This window comes from Rhodopseudomonas sp. P2A-2r (genome assembly GCF_026015985.1).
Taxonomy (GTDB): domain Bacteria; phylum Pseudomonadota; class Alphaproteobacteria; order Rhizobiales; family Xanthobacteraceae; genus Tardiphaga.
In genome coordinates this window covers 1,415,560-1,429,617 of sequence record NZ_CP110389.1, presented here as the reverse complement: position 1 = coordinate 1,429,617, position 14,058 = coordinate 1,415,560, and the positions used below count along the sequence as shown (strand labels likewise).

Sequence of the window (14,058 nt, the reverse complement as noted above, 5' to 3'; positions counted from 1 at the left end):
ACCGGCCGGACATGAATGCGGCGGGCGCCTTCCAATCATTCATAAAATCGATATATTATACATTTACAATCTGTTGGATTGATCGATTGAAGACGTAGAAACTGGGTTGGACAATTGATGGAGCGGCCCCGTGACAACGATCCCCGACATCGACGCGCAAACGCCGCTGGCCCTTGCCGCTCCCCGCGCCAGCTTTCCTGCCGCCAGCATCATCCCCGGCCTCGCACTTGCGACGGGATGTGCCGGGTCGGCCTACGCGCTGCGACACTTGCCGGGTCTGGCGAGCTTCAGTCCGATGATCCTGGCCATCGTGGTCGGCATGGCGTTTCACAACCTGGTCGGCACCCCCGCCCGGGCAAAGGCCGGCGTGACGTTCGCCATGCGCCGGCTGCTGCGCGTTGCCATCATCCTGCTCGGCCTGCAGCTCACGGCGTTCCAGGTGATCGAGGTCGGCGGTCGCGGCGTCGGCATCATCGCTGCCACCCTGGTGGCGACCTTCGCCGCCACGGTGTGGATGGGGCGTCTGCTCGGCGTCGAGCGCCGGCTCGCGCAGTTGATCGCCGCGGGCACCTCGATCTGCGGCGCCTCGGCAGTGATTGCGACCAACACCGTGGTGCGGGCGCCGGACGAGGATGTCGCTTATGCAGTGGCCTGCGTCACCGTGTTCGGCTCGGTGGCCATGCTGCTCTATCCGTTGCTGCCCGGCCTGCTGCAGCTCGATCCGCATGCCTTCGGCCTGTGGAGCGGCGCCTCGATCCACGAGATCGCCCAGGTGGTCGCCGCGGCATTCCAGGACGGCCAGAGCGCCGGCGAATCCGCGACCGTCGCCAAGCTGACGCGCGTGATGCTGCTGGCGCCCATGGTGATTGCGCTCGGCGCCATGGCCGCCCGCGCCGCCCGGCGTTCCGACGCCGGCCCGCACGGATCGACCGCGCGACCGCCGATGCCGTGGTTCGTGCTTGGCTTTGTTGCCATGGTCGGCATCAACAGCGTCATCAGCATTCCCACAGAAGCCAGGCTGTGGATCGTGGCGCTGACCACCTTCCTGCTGTCGGTGGCGCTGGCGGCGATGGGACTGGAGACCGATATCAACAAGCTCGCCGCCCGCGGTTTCCGGCCGGCGCTGCTCGGCGCCCTCGCCTTCCTGTTCATCGCCGGCTTCAGTTTGGCGCTGATCAAGCTGATCGGATAGTGCAATGACGCTGGAACAGCTTCGCATCTTCATCGCGGTCGCCGACAGGCAGCACGTGACCCAGGCCGCCAGCGAGCTGAACCTGACCCAGTCGTCGACCAGCGCCGCCATCGCCGCGCTGGAAGCGCGCTACGGCATCAAGCTGTTCGACCGCATCGGCCGCGGCATCGTCCTGACCCAGACCGGCCGCGACTTTCTGGTAGAGGCCCGCGCCGTGATCGGCCGCGCCAAAGACGCCGTGCAGGTGCTGAACGACCTCGCCGGATTGAAGCGCGGCTCGCTGGCAGTGGCCGCCAGCCAGACGGTGGCGAACTACTGGCTGCCGCCGCGGCTGCAGGCCTTTCGGCAGGCCCATCCCGGCATCGACATTCACGTTAGCATCGCCAACACCGAACAGGTGGCGCAGGCGGTGCACGATGGCGCCGCCGACCTCGGCTTTGTCGAGGGCACGGTGGCCGATCCGCTGCTCGCCGCACGCCAGATCGACGGCGACGAACTGGTGGTGGTTGTCGGCATGGGCCATCCATGGACGACACAGAAACGCGTCACCGCAAAGCAACTCGTCACCACCGGCTGGGTACTACGCGAACCCGGCTCCGGCACGCGCGCGATGTTCGAGGCGGCGTTGAAGCGGCTTGGCGTCAAGCCATCGCAGCTGCGCGTCGTGCTGGAGCTGCCCTCCAACGAAGCGGTGCGTGCCGCGGTCGAATCCGGCGACTGCGCCACCGCGATTTCCGACCTGGTGGTGGCCCGCTCGCTGGAAGCCGGCGCGTTGCATCGCGTAACGTTCGACCTGCCGCGCCGCGCCTTCTACCTGCTGCGCCACAAGCAGCGCCATCCGAGCAAGGCGGAGACGGCGCTGCTGGAAGCGTTCGGATTGTGAGCGAACAATGCGCACCGCGCTCGCGCGCTGCTTCACAGCCGGAAACAATCCGCCCAAGCCACATTATGCCGGCGTGTTCGGCGCCTCGTTGCGGTCGGCATGACCGATATATTTGAGCACGAAGCGGCGCACCGGCGGCACGAAGCCAAACAACCCGCCGAGCGTGGTGAACAGAGCGACGAAGGCGGCGGCAACGCCGTTGACCTCGGCGAGATAAAGCTTGATCCGCTGCACCACGCCCACCTCAATCACGATCGGCTCGCGCAAGGTCGTGACCTGGACGCGATGCTTGTCCGGCCCGGCAAGGATCGTGGCAGCGACTTCGATGACCATGGTTTTCTGACCGCCGCTTTGCGGCGTCAGCGTCCACTCCCATTGCACGGCTTCGGCCATGGTCGCCGTGCGCGCCTGCGGTCCGGACGGCTCAACCTTGACATCATCGCCGCCCAACGTGGCTTCAAGCGACTGGGCAAACCTGCCTTCGCGTTCGGTGACCTCACCGGCCGTCGCAGAAAAAGCGCGCGGGCGTCCTGACCGGGTGCGGTTTGCAGCGCGAGCAGTACCCGGAAGGATTCGCCGACGTAGGCGGTCTTCGGTTTGTTGAAGAGGTATTTGCCGTGCGCGAGATTTTCGACGATGCCGCTGACATCGATGCAAGGCCCGGCACTGACCACGCCGAGATGCCGCATCTTCTCCCGGCACGCCGCCTCGTCCGCCGCGGCACTTGCCGCTGCCGGAGCGGCGGGTGGCGCCGACGCAGCAGTTGCTGGCGGCGGAGGTGAAGGCGGCGCCGCTGGCGCAATCGGTGCGCCCGGCTTGTCATCGAACGGCAGGAGCTTCCCCAGGGTGCCCGCCACGCTGCCGATCTGACCACCGAAATGCCCGCCCATAATGGTCGCGTAACGCGTATCGTCGCCGGCGCCGTCGATGGTCGCCAGCTTTTTCCGCCAGTGGGTCGCCGCAGCTTTCGATGGCGCCTCGATTCCGGATTGGGCCGAAACCGGTCGAACTTCAAAGGTGGTCGGGGTGGGCGCGGTACCAACAAGCACCTTGCTCTCGCGCTGTCGGTCGGGCGTGAGAACGACAAACCCCAAGGCAATGCCGACGACCGCGGTGAAAATGCCGACCCAGGTCCAGACTTGCCGATGAAATGCGATCCGCATGATCCGCTCGCAGGCGGCATCATCGATTGCCGCCGTCAGGTCATCAAAAAATTCGCCAACATCAACTGGAGCAATGGCTCATTGAACGTCAGGCGCGACGACAACTCAACCCACAATTGAGTGAAATCGCTCGGCATTTTCAGCGCTTTTGTTCACAGGCCTTGCCAACGCTCAGCGCTTACTCCGGCCCGCGCCGTTCCTTCTTCCGCGCATACATCGCGCGATCGGCCTGTGCGAGCGCCACGGTGGCATCGACGCCGGGGCCGAGCAGCGCCACGCCGGCGGAGGCTCCGGCAGAGACCCGGCTTTCGCGAAACACGAAGGTGAGCTGGTCGATGGCCGCTTCCAGTGCCGCCGCCTTGATCTGCGCATCGGCTTCGCCGAGATTCCACAGCAACAGCACGAACTCGTCGCCGCCGAGCCGGCCGATCACGTCGGAGGCGCGGACATGGCGTCTGAGTACGCCGACCACCGCCTTCAGCACCGCGTCGCCGGCGGCATGACCGAAGGCGTCGTTGATCGGCTTCAGCCGGTCGACATCGAGCACGATCAGCGCACCGGAGGCGCGGTAGCGCGCGATGTAGGCGATGGCGCGGTTGAGCTCGCGCTCGAAGCCGCGGCGGTTGAGGATATCGAGCAGGAAATCGGTCTCGGCGGAGGCACGCAGTTCCGCGATCCGCGCCTCGGCCTCGGCCAGGCGGTGCTCCAGCCGGCGAATCGTCAGCGCCGCGGCAGGCAGATGCACGCCGCGCAAAGCGGGCCGGCCTGCGATCGCGGAACCGGCGGGGGCGCGCTCTTTCGGCTGCAGGAACAGAGGCTTGCCGCTCCCCATGGGGCGCTTTCCGGACTTCCGCCCGGGCGGCACGCGCTTCTTTTTCATCGGATTTTCTTCGGGAATGTGTTCGGGATTTGCTAAACGCTTGCCGGTCTTTACCAAGACAGGATAGTCCATTCGACACGCCTTGCCATGCCCAAGGGCGATCTGTATTTCACTCTATCCTTCTGGATTCTCGAAAGAAATATCGGAATGACCGTGCCCGTTGCCATCATCATGGGAAGCCAGTCGGACTGGGAGACCATGCGCCACGCCGCAGCCACCCTGACCGCGCTCGACATCGCCAGCGAGGCTCGCATCGTCTCCGCGCATCGTACCCCGGACCGGCTGTATGCATTTGCCAAGGGCGCCAAGGCCGAAGGATTCCAGATCGTCATTGCCGGCGCCGGCGGCGCCGCGCACCTGCCGGGCATGGCAGCATCCCTGACCGAGCTGCCGGTGTTCGGTGTACCGATCCAATCGAAAGCCCTGTCGGGTGTCGATTCGCTGTACTCGATCGTGCAGATGCCCGCCGGCATTCCGGTCGGCACGCTGGCGATCGGCAAGGCCGGTGCGGTCAATGCCGCGTTGCTGGCGGCCGCCGTGCTGGCGCTGCATGACCCCGCGCTGGCGACCCGGCTGGCCGCCTGGCGCAAGGCGCAGACCGCGGCGATTGCCGAGCGACCGGAGGAGACGGCGTGAATTCGATCCCGCAGCCGATCCTCAAGCCCGGCGACACCATCGGTATTCTCGGCGGCGGCCAGCTCGGCCGCATGCTGGCGATGGCCGCGGCACGGCTCGGGCTGCGCTGCCAGGTCTTTTCGTCGGACCCGGATTCGCCGGCCTTCGACGTGGTGCAGAACGCTACCTGCGCGGAATATGCCGACGTCGAAGCGCTCGAACTGTTCGCCAACGACTGCGACGTCATCACCTACGAATTCGAGAACATCCCGGCCGGCACCGCGATGGTGCTGGCGGCGCGCAAGCCAGTGCTGCCGAATCTCAGCATCCTGCAGACCACCCAGGACCGCCTCGCCGAGAAGGATTTTGTTACCAAACTGGGCATCGGCACCGCGGCCTATGCCGACGTCGGCTCGGCCGCGGAGCTGCGCACCGCCATGACGAAGATCGGCCTGCCCGCGGTGATCAAGACGCGCCGCTTCGGCTATGACGGCAAGGGCCAAGCCATCGTCCGCGAGGGCGACGATCCTCAGCAGGTCTGGGACGATCTCAGCACCCGCTCGGCGATTCTCGAGGCCTTCGTGCCGTTCGAACGCGAGATTTCGGTGATTGCCGCGCGCGGCGCCGACGGTCACGTCGAGTGCTTCGACGTCACCGAGAACCAGCATCGCGACCACATCCTGAAATTCTCGACTGCCCCTGCCGACGTCTCCGAAGCGGTGGCCGCGCAGGCCCGTGCCATTGCCGAAAAGATCGCCAGCGCGCTGGACTATGTCGGCGTGTTTGCGGTGGAGCTGTTCGTGGTGCCCGGCGAGAATGGGCCAACACTGCTGGTCAACGAGACCGCACCAAGGGTGCATAATTCCGGACACTGGACCCTGGACGGCGCCTCGGTATCGCAATTCGAGCAGCACATCCGCGCCATCGCCGGCTGGCCGCTGGGCAAGCCGCTGCGCCATGGCCAGGTCACCATGACCAACCTGATCGGCGACGACGTCCTCGACTACGCAAAGTGGCTGACAGTCCCCGGCACCACGGTGCATCTGTACGGCAAGGGCGCCCCGCGGCCCGGTCGCAAGATGGGCCACGTCACCGAAGTGACGCCGCCGGCCGCAAAATAGGCCGGCCAGCGTTGCGGCAGCCTGCCTGAAGTTTGCCGCAACGCCGCCGCAACATATTCACCGCTCAGCGGACCATGGTCCCGGCGCGTGTCAGGCCGACACCTTGCCTTCGACGACGCCTTCCGGAGTGTCGCTGAGCCAGCGATAGATCACCCCGCCCAGCACGCCGCCGATCAGCGGCGCCACCCAGAACAGCCACAGTTGCTGGATCGCCCAGCCGCCGACAAACAGTGCCGGCCCGGTGCTGCGCGCGGGATTCACCGAAGTGTTGGTCACAGGAATACTGACCAGATGAATCATCACCAACGCCAGACCGATGGCCAGCGGCGCGAAGCCTGCAGGGGCTTTGCCGTGGGTCGCGCCCATGATGACGAACAGGAACATCATCGTCATCACCACTTCCATCAGGAAGCACGCCATCAGGCTGTATTTGCCGGGCGAATGGACATCATAGCCGTTCGACGCAAAGCCCTTCGCGACATCGAAGCCCGCCGCACCGCTGGCAATCACATACAGTACAGCGGCGCCCGCCACCGCGCCGACGATTTGCGCGACGATATAGGGCAGGATCTGACCAGCAGGAAATCGTCCGCCCGCCGCAAGGCCAACCGTGACAGCAGGATTGAGATGGCATCCGGAGACGTGACCGATCGCGTAGGCCATGGTGACGACGCTGAGTCCAAACGCCAGCGAGACGCCGACGAGGCCGATGCCGACCTGCGGGAACGCCGCGGCGATCACGGCGCTGCCGCACCCCGCGAAAGTCAGCCAAAAGGTGCCGATCGCTTCGGCTGCATATTTTCTTGTATTCATGATGGGATTCCCCGGAAGATGGCTTTGAAGATCGAATCGTTCGGGAACTATGCCGCCGCGCCCGAGCCGCTGTCGAGACCGGGGGCGCCGTGCAATTTGCCGAAAAGACCGCAAAAATCCGCACTTTTCGACCATCGGAGGCTCAAAACGACCGCGCTGCGAGGTGGACATTCCGGATTCGATCTGGTACATCCGCGCCCTTGAGGTTGAGGGCTTGGCCTTTCGTCGGCCCTTCGCTTTACCCGAATTCCAATCCGATCAATTGAAGAGGATGCCGCGTGCAGGTTCTCGTTCGCGATAATAACGTCGATCAAGCTCTCAAGGCGCTGAAGAAGAAGATGCAGCGCGAGGGTATTTTCCGCGAGATGAAGCTCCGCGGTCATTACGAAAAGCCGTCTGAAAAGAAGGCTCGCGAGAAGGCGGAAGCCGTGCGCCGTGCACGCAAGCTGGCCCGCAAGAAGCTGCAGCGCGAAGGCCTGCTGCCGATGAAGCCGAAGCCGGTGTTCGGCGCAGGTCCCGGTGGTGATCGTGGCGGCCGCAGCGGTCCGGGTGCCGGTGCCAGCGCGGGTCCGCGCGGTCCGCGCTGATCTTGCGAAGCGACTGATTTGAATAGCGCGGGCCCAGAGCCCGCGTTATTTTTGACCGGTGCTTTTCGCCGCGCGGCGGGTTACCTATAGCGCCCACCAGCCCTGCGAGATTTGCGACCATGGCAGCTCCGGTTCGCGACCAGGCCCTCCGCACCTGCGCACGCGGCCTCGCGTTGGTCGTGCTGCTCGCCACCGGCCTTTGCAGCGCCGGGTGCTCGTTCGACCTGTCGTCGCTGACACCGGGCTCGAGCAAGAACGCGGCGCCCCAGGCCTCTCCCCTGCCCGCTGGATCGACGTCGGAAGCCAACGACACCAATCCCGCCGACGCACTGCTGCATCTCGCCCGCGCACAGGCACTCGCGCAATCGGGCAAATCCGCAGAGGCACGGGCTGAGTTCAGCACTGCGCTCAATCTCGATCCGCACAACGCGCAGGCGTTCTATCAGCGCGGAATCTTGTACCAGTCCGAGAAGCAGTACGAATTCGCCATTGCCGATTTCACCTCGGCCAACGGCCTGACGCCGCTACAGGCCGACCCGCTGCTGAGCCGCGCGCAGTGCTATCTCGCCCTCGGCAAGAACCAGGAAGCCGCTGCCGACCTCGATGAGGCCGTTCAGGCGGCGCCGCAAAACGGACAGATCTGGCTCGCCCGCGGCACGGCCTATGAGCGAATCGGCGACCGCGCGAAGGCGGCAGAGTCCTACAGCCGCGCGGTGACGCTGCGACCAAAGGACGACGCCGCCCGCAACGGTCTCGCTCGCATGGGCGGCCGGGCCGGCTGACGCAGAGCAATCGCCCGCTTGCTAATTAGCGCTCGAATTCCTTGGGGATAACCGACTGGAACACCGACTTGGCGGCCGACAGGACGTCTTCGGCAACGCTGGTTCGGTCGCGCCGGGTCGAGCCGGTGGCATCGGCCTGCAGGTCGAGAGGCGGCGGCGACGGAATTTCGCCGGGAGGCCGCGGACGGCGCGGATCGGCGCTGCGCTCCGGCGCGTAAGGCGGCCGTGACGGCACCGAACCGAAGGTTTCAACGCTCGGCGTCGAGACCATGATGGGCGGCGGCAACTGCGGCATCGCGGGCGCAGGCTCGCTGCGCACGGCTTCCTGAACACGCGGCACCTCGGGAGCCCGTGCGGCTTCCTGGGGGCCGGCTGGGCCTCCTTGGCGCCACGCAGCCGCTCAATGGCGGCGCGGGCCAGATCATTGGCATCGCGGCGTTCATCCGCGGTCGGCGCGCTCTCGGCCGGCGCAGCACTCGACGGCGCAACGCTCACCGTGGCGACCGGTGGCGCGACCACGGCGGCTGCCGGCGCCGCCTTGGCGACGGCCTTGTCACGGGCCGCGGGCTGGTGACGGCGCGAATCGGCCGGCGCGCCGAGGCTATCCGGCTTCTCGGACTTGTCGAGGGCAGCTTTCTCGACGACTGGCTTATCGCCACCTTTTTCGCCACTCTTGGCCCTGGATACGGCGGGAGCCGGCACATTGGCCAGATCGGAAGAGGTCTCGCTGGGCTTGGCGCTGGCAGCCTTGTTCGCTGCGGCGGGATCCGGCGTCGAGGCGACCGCAGCCGCCGGCTTGCCGGCATCCGGCTTCGGGATGATGTAGTGGTTAACGATATATGCGCCGACGATGGTCGCCACCACCGACGGCAGAATATCGAGCACGAATTTGGAAACGTATTTCAGCATGATCAGCCTCTCCCCACGCTGACATGCGGGAACTTTGAGGCTGATTGAGGGATCAATCGCGACAGATCGGTGGCAGTGCCGAAACGAGTAAGAAGATTTATGACGCATCGTCGGGCGCAGGCCACAGCTTCCGGTTCCGCTGGAATCCGGAAGCCCGCTTGCATGACCGCGGTCGGCAGCGCCTAGACCTTCTTCACCTCGACCTCGAGAAACACGATTTCCTTGTCGGTCTCGTTGAGCACGTCGTGCTCGACGCCGGCTTTGCGGAAATAGGATTTGCCGGTGGTGATCGGCGCCTGCGAGCGGGTGCCGTCCGGCGCCACGATGGTCATCACGCTCGTGGTGATCGGCACGATCACATAATCCATCCCGTGGGTGTGGTGACCGGTCGCCGCCCCCGGCGCCAGACGCCATTCGGTGACGCGAACTTCGGGCGTGTCCTGCTGGACGTCGGATTGGGCAGCGAGCATCATTCAGGTCCTTCGATCGGTTAAGGCACAAATACCACGAGCAGGAATACCGCAAACACCAGCAGATGCACCATGCCGAACAGGATATTCGTCACGCCCGTGGCGAAGGTCAGCATGCTGATCGCGAAGGTCATCACCATCAGCACCATTTCGCGCGGCGCGAGGCCCAGCACCAGCGGCTTGTCCAGCAGGTAGGCGACCAGCGCCACCGCCGGAACGGTGAGGCTGATAGTGGCCAGCGCCGAGCCCAGCGACAGGTTGATGCTCTTCTGCAACTTGTTGTGGCGTGCCGCGGAGATCGCAGCGACGCTTTCCGGCAGCAGCACCAGCAGCGCCACGACAATGCCGGAGAATGCCGGCGGCGCGCCGATCGCGGCAGCGCCGGCATCGACGACCACCGAGAATGACTTCGCCAGCAGCACGACGGCGACCAGGGAGATCACCAGGAGGATGGCACTGATCGAGAGCACCCGGTTCGATGCGTCGCTCTCATCCTCGTCGTCGTCGCCGCTGGTGATGAAGTAATCCCGATGCAGTATCGTCTGGGTGTATAGAAACAGGCCATACAGGATCAGCGTGATGACGCCGACGAAGGCGAGCTGCAGGGCCGAATAGAGCGGGCCTGGCGTGGTCAGCGTGTAGTTCGGCAGGATCAGCGAGATGGTCGCGAGGACGATCAGCACGATCAAATAGACTTTGGCGCCGCTGACCTGGAATTCCTGCTCCTGGAAACGCAGACCGCCGGCCAGGATGCAAAGCCCCACCAAGCCGTTGCAGACGATCATCACGACGGCGAACACCGTGTCGCGCGCCAGTGTCGGAACGGCCTTGTCGCCCAGCATGATGGTTGCAATGACGGCGACCTCGATGATGATCACCGACAATGTCAGCAGCAGCGTGCCGTAGGGTTCGCCGATCTTGTGGGCAATCACCTCGGCGTGGTGAACCGCGGCGAATACGGTGCCGAACAGGATCACCAGCAGCGCCGCAGCGAACAGCATCCCCGAGGCCGAAGGCGTGAACGTCAGTCGCATGCCGGCCGATGCCGCCACGAAGACCACAGCCAAGGCAGGAAAGATCCAGGACGACCTGGGAATGGTGTTCAATGACATCTGGCGGGTCCGGGAACGAGAGAAGCGGAAAGCAGGGAGAGAGAGGCAACACGGAACCAACGCGAGACCGCGCCATCGGTTGCCACATGAGATGAACAGATCAGCCGGCTCGCCAAACGGCGTTCGATGTTTATAACTGGCTATCGCCTTAAGGTGAGCCTGCAAAATATCGGGAGAAGAAACGAAATGTTTTCACATATTATGATCGGCACCAATGACCTCGACGCGGGAAAGTCGTTCTACGACAAGCTGCTCGGCACGCTCGGCGTTCCGCAGGGTGCGGTCGACCGCCACAGGGTGTTTTACCGCACCAAGACCGGCACTTTTTCCGTGTCCAAACCGATCGACGGCAAACCTGCCACACCGGCCAATGGCGGCACGGTCGGCTTTGCCGCGGCATCGACTGCCGAAGTTGACGCCTGGCACGCCACCGGCGTCGCCCATGGCGGAACGACCTGCGAAGATCCGCCGGGCGTGCGCGACATGGGCGGCGTGAAGCTCTACCTCGCTTATCTCCGCGACCTCGACGGCAACAAGCTGTGCGCCTTGTACCGCATGCCGAAAGACCCGGCCGCGTAAGCTGGCGCCAACAGCAAAACGCCCGGCCTTGCGGCCGGGCGTTTTCATGCGGTGAGCCAATCGCTCTACATCGCCTTGACGATATTCTCGGTCATCTTCTTGGCGTCGCCGAGCAGCATCATGGTATTGTCGCGGTAGAATAGCGGGTTGTCGATGCCGGCATAGCCGGACGCCAGCGAGCGCTTGATGAACATCACGGTGCCGGCCTTCCAGACCTGCAGCACCGGCATGCCGTAGATCGGCGATGTCTTGTCGTCCTCGGCGGCCGGGTTGGTGACGTCGTTGGCGCCGATCACGAAGGCCACGTCCGCTTGGGCGAATTCCGAGTTGATGTCCTCAAGTTCGAACACCTCGTCATAGGGCACGTTCGCTTCCGCCAGCAGCACGTTCATGTGCCCGGGCATGCGGCCAGCCACCGGATGGATGGCGTACTTCACTTCGACGCCCTCGGCCTTGAGCTTGTCGGCCATCTCGCGCAATGCGTGCTGCGCCTGCGCCACCGCCATGCCGTAGCCGGGCACGATGATGACCTTCTGCGCGTTCTTCATGATGAAGGCCGCATCGTCCGCCGAGCCGAGCTTGACCGGGCGCACTTCGCCGCCGGCGCCGGCGCCTGCCGCGGCGGAATCGCCGCCGAAGCCGCCGAGGATCACCGAGATAAAGGACCGGTTCATGGCGTGGCACATGATGTAGGACAGGATCGCGCCGGAGGAGCCGACCAGCGCGCCGGTGATGATCAGCGCCGAGTTGCCAAGCGTGAAGCCGATACCCGCCGCGGCCCAGCCGGAATACGAGTTCAGCATCGAGATCACGACCGGCATGTCGGCGCCGCCGATCGGGATGATCAGCAGCGCGCCGAGCGCCAGCGCCAGGATCACGATCAGCCAGAAGTCGACCACGCTGCCGGTCTTGACCAGGCCGACGATGAACACCACCAGCAGGATCGCCAGCACGATATTGATGATGTGGCGGAACGGCAGGATGATCGGCGAGCCGCTCATGCGGCCGGACAGTTTCGCAAAGGCGATCACCGAGCCGGTGAAGGTCAGCGCGCCGATGGCGACGCCGAGCGACATTTCGACCAGGCTGGCGCCATGGATGTTACCGGGGGTGCCGATGTCGAACGCTTCGGGCGCGTAGAACGCGCCGGCGGCGACCAGCACCGCGGCCATGCCGACCAGCGAGTGGAAGGCCGCGACCAGTTCGGGCATCGAGGTCATAGGCACGCGCTTGGCGATCACGGCACCGATGCCGCCGCCGATGGCGACGCCGAGGATCACCAGCACCCAGCCGATGCCGTCCGCGGGCGGATGGGCAGCAAGCGTGGTGGCCACCGCGATGGCCATGCCGGCCATGCCGAGGAAATTGCCCTGCCGGCTGGAGGCGGGGCTGGAAAGCCCGCGCAGCGACAGGATGAACAGGACGCCTGCGACGAGATACAGGACTGCAGCGAGATTGGCGTTCATCGGGCTGCCCTTACTTCTTTTTCTTCTGGTACATCGCCAGCATGCGCTGGGTCACCAGAAAGCCGCCGAAAATATTCACGGATGCGAAGATCAATGCGACAAAACCGAAGCCGCGTGCCCAGATGCCGCCGCTGCCGACCATGGTGACGCCGACGGCCAGCAATGCGCCGACCACGATGACCGAGGAAATGGCGTTGGTCACCGACATCAGCGGCGTATGCAGCGCGGGGGTCACCGACCACACCACGAAATAGCCGACAAACACCGCGAGAACGAAGATCGAGAGCCGGAACACGAAGGGGTCGACGGCCTGTGCGATATGATCCATGGCGGGTCTCCCTTACGCGGTTTTCGGCTGGAAATTCGGATGGATGACGGCGCCGTCCTTGGTCAGGGCCGTCGCCTTGACCAGATCGTCGTCCCAGTTCACCGCCAGCGCCTTGGTCGACTTGTCGATCAGGGTCTCGATGAAAGCGAACAGGTTGCGCGCGTAGAGACTGGAGGCAGAAGCGGGAACGCGGCCGGCGAGGTTGGTGTAGCCGACCAGTTTGACGCCGTTGAGGTCGACCACCTCGTTGGGCTTGACGCCTTCGATGTTGCCGCCGCGTTCGACCGCGAGATCGACCAGCACCGAGCCCGGCTTCATCGATGCGACCATGTCGGCAGTGACCAGGCGCGGCGCGGGCCGGCCCGGGATCAGCGCGGTGGTGATGATGATGTCCTGCTTCTTGATGTGCTCGGCGGTGAGCGCGGCCTGCTTGGCCTGGTATTCCTTGGACATTTCTTTGGCGTAGCCGCCGGCGGTCTGGGCGTTCTTGAATTCCTCGTCCTCGACCGCGAGGAATTTGGCGCCGAGCGACTCGACCTGCTCTTTCGTCGCGGGCCGCACGTCGGTGGCGGTGACCACGGCACCGAGCCGGCGTGCGGTGGCGATCGCCTGCAGGCCGGCGACGCCGACGCCCATCACGAACACCTTTGCGGCAGGAATGGTGCCGGCGGCCGTCATCATCATCGGGAAAGCCCGGCCGAAGGCCTCGGCGGCCTCGATCACGGCACGGTAGCCGGCCAGGTTGGCCTGCGACGACAGCACGTCCATCACCTGGGCACGGGTGATGCGCGGCATCAGCTCCATCGCAAAGGCGGAGACGCCCGCTTCAGCCATCGCCTTCAGCGCGGCGTCGTTGCCATAGGGATCCATGATGGCGATGACCAGCGCGCCGCGCTTGTAATTCGCCAGCTCGGACGCCTCGGGCCGCTTCACCTTGATGACGATGTCGGCGTCCTTCACCGCATCGGCGCTGACGGTAGCGCCCATGGCCGTAAAATCCGAATCCGGCATGCCGGATTTGGTGCCGGCGCCCGGCTCGATGGCGATCTCGACGCCCAGCGCCTTGAACTTCTTCACCGTATCGGGCGAGATCGCCACGCGCGGCTCGGAGGGATCGATTTCCTTGGCGACGGCAATCTTCATAGGGCCTCCGGCGGC

At 65.1% G+C, this 14,058-nt stretch carries 18 protein-coding genes; 8 read left to right on the top strand and 10 right to left on the bottom strand.

Features of this window, described 5'->3' with window-relative positions; all coding sequences use genetic code 11:
- Nucleotides 1-148 precede the first annotated feature (148 nt).
- Together ONR75_RS06905 and ONR75_RS06900 are read left to right on the top strand one after the other, a co-directional pair.
- Nucleotides 149-1,192 carry a YeiH family protein gene (locus tag ONR75_RS06905; RefSeq protein WP_265083566.1) on the top strand — a complete coding sequence of 348 codons (1,044 nt, stop codon included), beginning with the start codon at nt 149-151 and terminating at the stop codon, nt 1,190-1,192.
- A 4-nt stretch (nt 1,193-1,196) separates the two neighbouring features.
- The gene (locus ONR75_RS06900; RefSeq protein ID WP_265081949.1) at nt 1,197-2,075 is read left to right on the top strand and encodes a LysR family transcriptional regulator; all 879 of its coding nucleotides are present in this window, start codon (nt 1,197-1,199) and stop codon (nt 2,073-2,075) included.
- Between the two features lie 63 nt (nt 2,076-2,138).
- Here the strand turns inward: ONR75_RS06900 and ONR75_RS06895 are convergent, their stop codons facing one another.
- From ONR75_RS06895 to ONR75_RS06885, 3 genes are all read right to left on the bottom strand, one after another.
- Nucleotides 2,139-2,468: a hypothetical protein gene (locus tag ONR75_RS06895; RefSeq protein WP_265081948.1), complete on the bottom strand. Its 330-nt coding sequence runs from the start codon at nt 2,466-2,468 to the stop codon at nt 2,139-2,141.
- Entirely contained in the window at nt 2,435-3,238 is an 804-nt protein-coding gene (locus ONR75_RS06890; protein WP_265081947.1) for a hypothetical protein, read from the bottom strand. Before ONR75_RS06890 ends, ONR75_RS06895 begins: the two co-directional genes overlap by 34 nt.
- A 178-nt stretch (nt 3,239-3,416) precedes the next feature.
- Nucleotides 3,417-4,190: a GGDEF domain-containing protein gene (locus tag ONR75_RS06885; protein ID WP_265081946.1), complete on the bottom strand. Its 774-nt coding sequence runs from the start codon at nt 4,188-4,190 to the stop codon at nt 3,417-3,419.
- Nucleotides 4,191-4,265: 75 nt separating this feature from the next.
- Between ONR75_RS06885 and purE the strand changes: the two genes are divergently transcribed.
- Nucleotides 4,266-4,754 (top strand): 5-(carboxyamino)imidazole ribonucleotide mutase, encoded by a 489-nt coding sequence (purE, locus tag ONR75_RS06880; RefSeq protein WP_265081945.1) that lies wholly within the window; start codon nt 4,266-4,268, stop codon nt 4,752-4,754.
- A 71-nt stretch (nt 4,755-4,825) separates the two neighbouring features.
- Nucleotides 4,826-5,854, top strand: a complete 1,029-nt coding sequence (locus tag ONR75_RS06875; RefSeq protein WP_265083565.1) for a 5-(carboxyamino)imidazole ribonucleotide synthase — start codon at nt 4,826-4,828, stop codon at nt 5,852-5,854.
- 90 nt (nt 5,855-5,944) lie between these two features.
- On the opposite strand, the gene aqpZ is transcribed toward ONR75_RS06875, so the two are convergent.
- Nucleotides 5,945-6,667: an aquaporin Z gene (gene aqpZ / locus ONR75_RS06870; RefSeq protein WP_265081944.1), complete on the bottom strand. Its 723-nt coding sequence runs from the start codon at nt 6,665-6,667 to the stop codon at nt 5,945-5,947.
- A gap of 278 nt (nt 6,668-6,945) precedes the next feature.
- Here aqpZ and rpsU point away from each other — a divergent pair, with 278 nt between their 5' ends.
- Both rpsU and ONR75_RS06860 read left to right on the top strand, forming a co-directional pair.
- Nucleotides 6,946-7,254, top strand: a complete 309-nt coding sequence (gene rpsU, locus ONR75_RS06865) for a 30S ribosomal protein S21 (RefSeq protein WP_265081943.1) — start codon at nt 6,946-6,948, stop codon at nt 7,252-7,254.
- A 119-nt stretch (nt 7,255-7,373) separates the two neighbouring features.
- Nucleotides 7,374-8,036, top strand: coding sequence for a tetratricopeptide repeat protein (locus ONR75_RS06860; RefSeq protein WP_265081942.1), 663 nt, complete (start codon nt 7,374-7,376; stop codon nt 8,034-8,036).
- A 25-nt stretch (nt 8,037-8,061) separates the two neighbouring features.
- Here ONR75_RS06860 and ONR75_RS32385 read toward each other — a convergent pair whose 3' ends face one another.
- Complete coding sequence (locus tag ONR75_RS32385; protein ID WP_320109705.1) at nt 8,062-8,376, bottom strand: hypothetical protein; 315 nt, start codon at nt 8,374-8,376, stop codon at nt 8,062-8,064.
- A 363-nt stretch (nt 8,377-8,739) separates the two neighbouring features.
- On the opposite strand from ONR75_RS32385, the gene ONR75_RS32380 reads away from it, so the two are divergent.
- On the top strand, nt 8,740-8,862 hold the full coding sequence (locus ONR75_RS32380; RefSeq protein WP_320109704.1) for a hypothetical protein: 123 nt from the start codon (nt 8,740-8,742) through the stop codon (nt 8,860-8,862).
- A gap of 265 nt (nt 8,863-9,127) precedes the next feature.
- Here the strand turns inward: ONR75_RS32380 and ONR75_RS06850 are convergent, their stop codons facing one another.
- A complete protein-coding gene (locus tag ONR75_RS06850; RefSeq protein ID WP_265083564.1) occupies nt 9,128-9,415 on the bottom strand; it encodes a cupin domain-containing protein in 288 nt (95 codons plus the stop codon).
- Nucleotides 9,416-9,435: 20 nt separating this feature from the next.
- The gene (locus ONR75_RS06845) at nt 9,436-10,527 is read right to left on the bottom strand and encodes a calcium:proton antiporter (protein WP_265081941.1); all 1,092 of its coding nucleotides are present in this window, start codon (nt 10,525-10,527) and stop codon (nt 9,436-9,438) included.
- A 186-nt stretch (nt 10,528-10,713) separates the two neighbouring features.
- Between ONR75_RS06845 and ONR75_RS06840 the strand changes: the two genes are divergently transcribed.
- Entirely contained in the window at nt 10,714-11,106 is a 393-nt protein-coding gene (locus tag ONR75_RS06840; protein ID WP_265081940.1) for a VOC family protein, read from the top strand.
- 65 nt (nt 11,107-11,171) lie between these two features.
- Here ONR75_RS06840 and ONR75_RS06835 read toward each other — a convergent pair whose 3' ends face one another.
- Genes ONR75_RS06835 through ONR75_RS06825 form a run of 3 tightly spaced genes read right to left on the bottom strand, consistent with a single transcriptional unit; the run spans nt 11,172 to nt 14,043 of the window.
- A complete protein-coding gene (locus tag ONR75_RS06835; protein WP_265081939.1) occupies nt 11,172-12,572 on the bottom strand; it encodes an NAD(P)(+) transhydrogenase (Re/Si-specific) subunit beta in 1,401 nt (466 codons plus the stop codon).
- A gap of 10 nt (nt 12,573-12,582) precedes the next feature.
- A complete protein-coding gene (locus tag ONR75_RS06830; RefSeq protein ID WP_265081938.1) occupies nt 12,583-12,900 on the bottom strand; it encodes a proton-translocating transhydrogenase family protein in 318 nt (105 codons plus the stop codon).
- Nucleotides 12,901-12,912: 12 nt separating this feature from the next.
- Nucleotides 12,913-14,043: a Re/Si-specific NAD(P)(+) transhydrogenase subunit alpha gene (locus ONR75_RS06825; RefSeq protein WP_265081937.1), complete on the bottom strand. Its 1,131-nt coding sequence runs from the start codon at nt 14,041-14,043 to the stop codon at nt 12,913-12,915.
- Nucleotides 14,044-14,058: the final 15 nt, after the last annotated feature.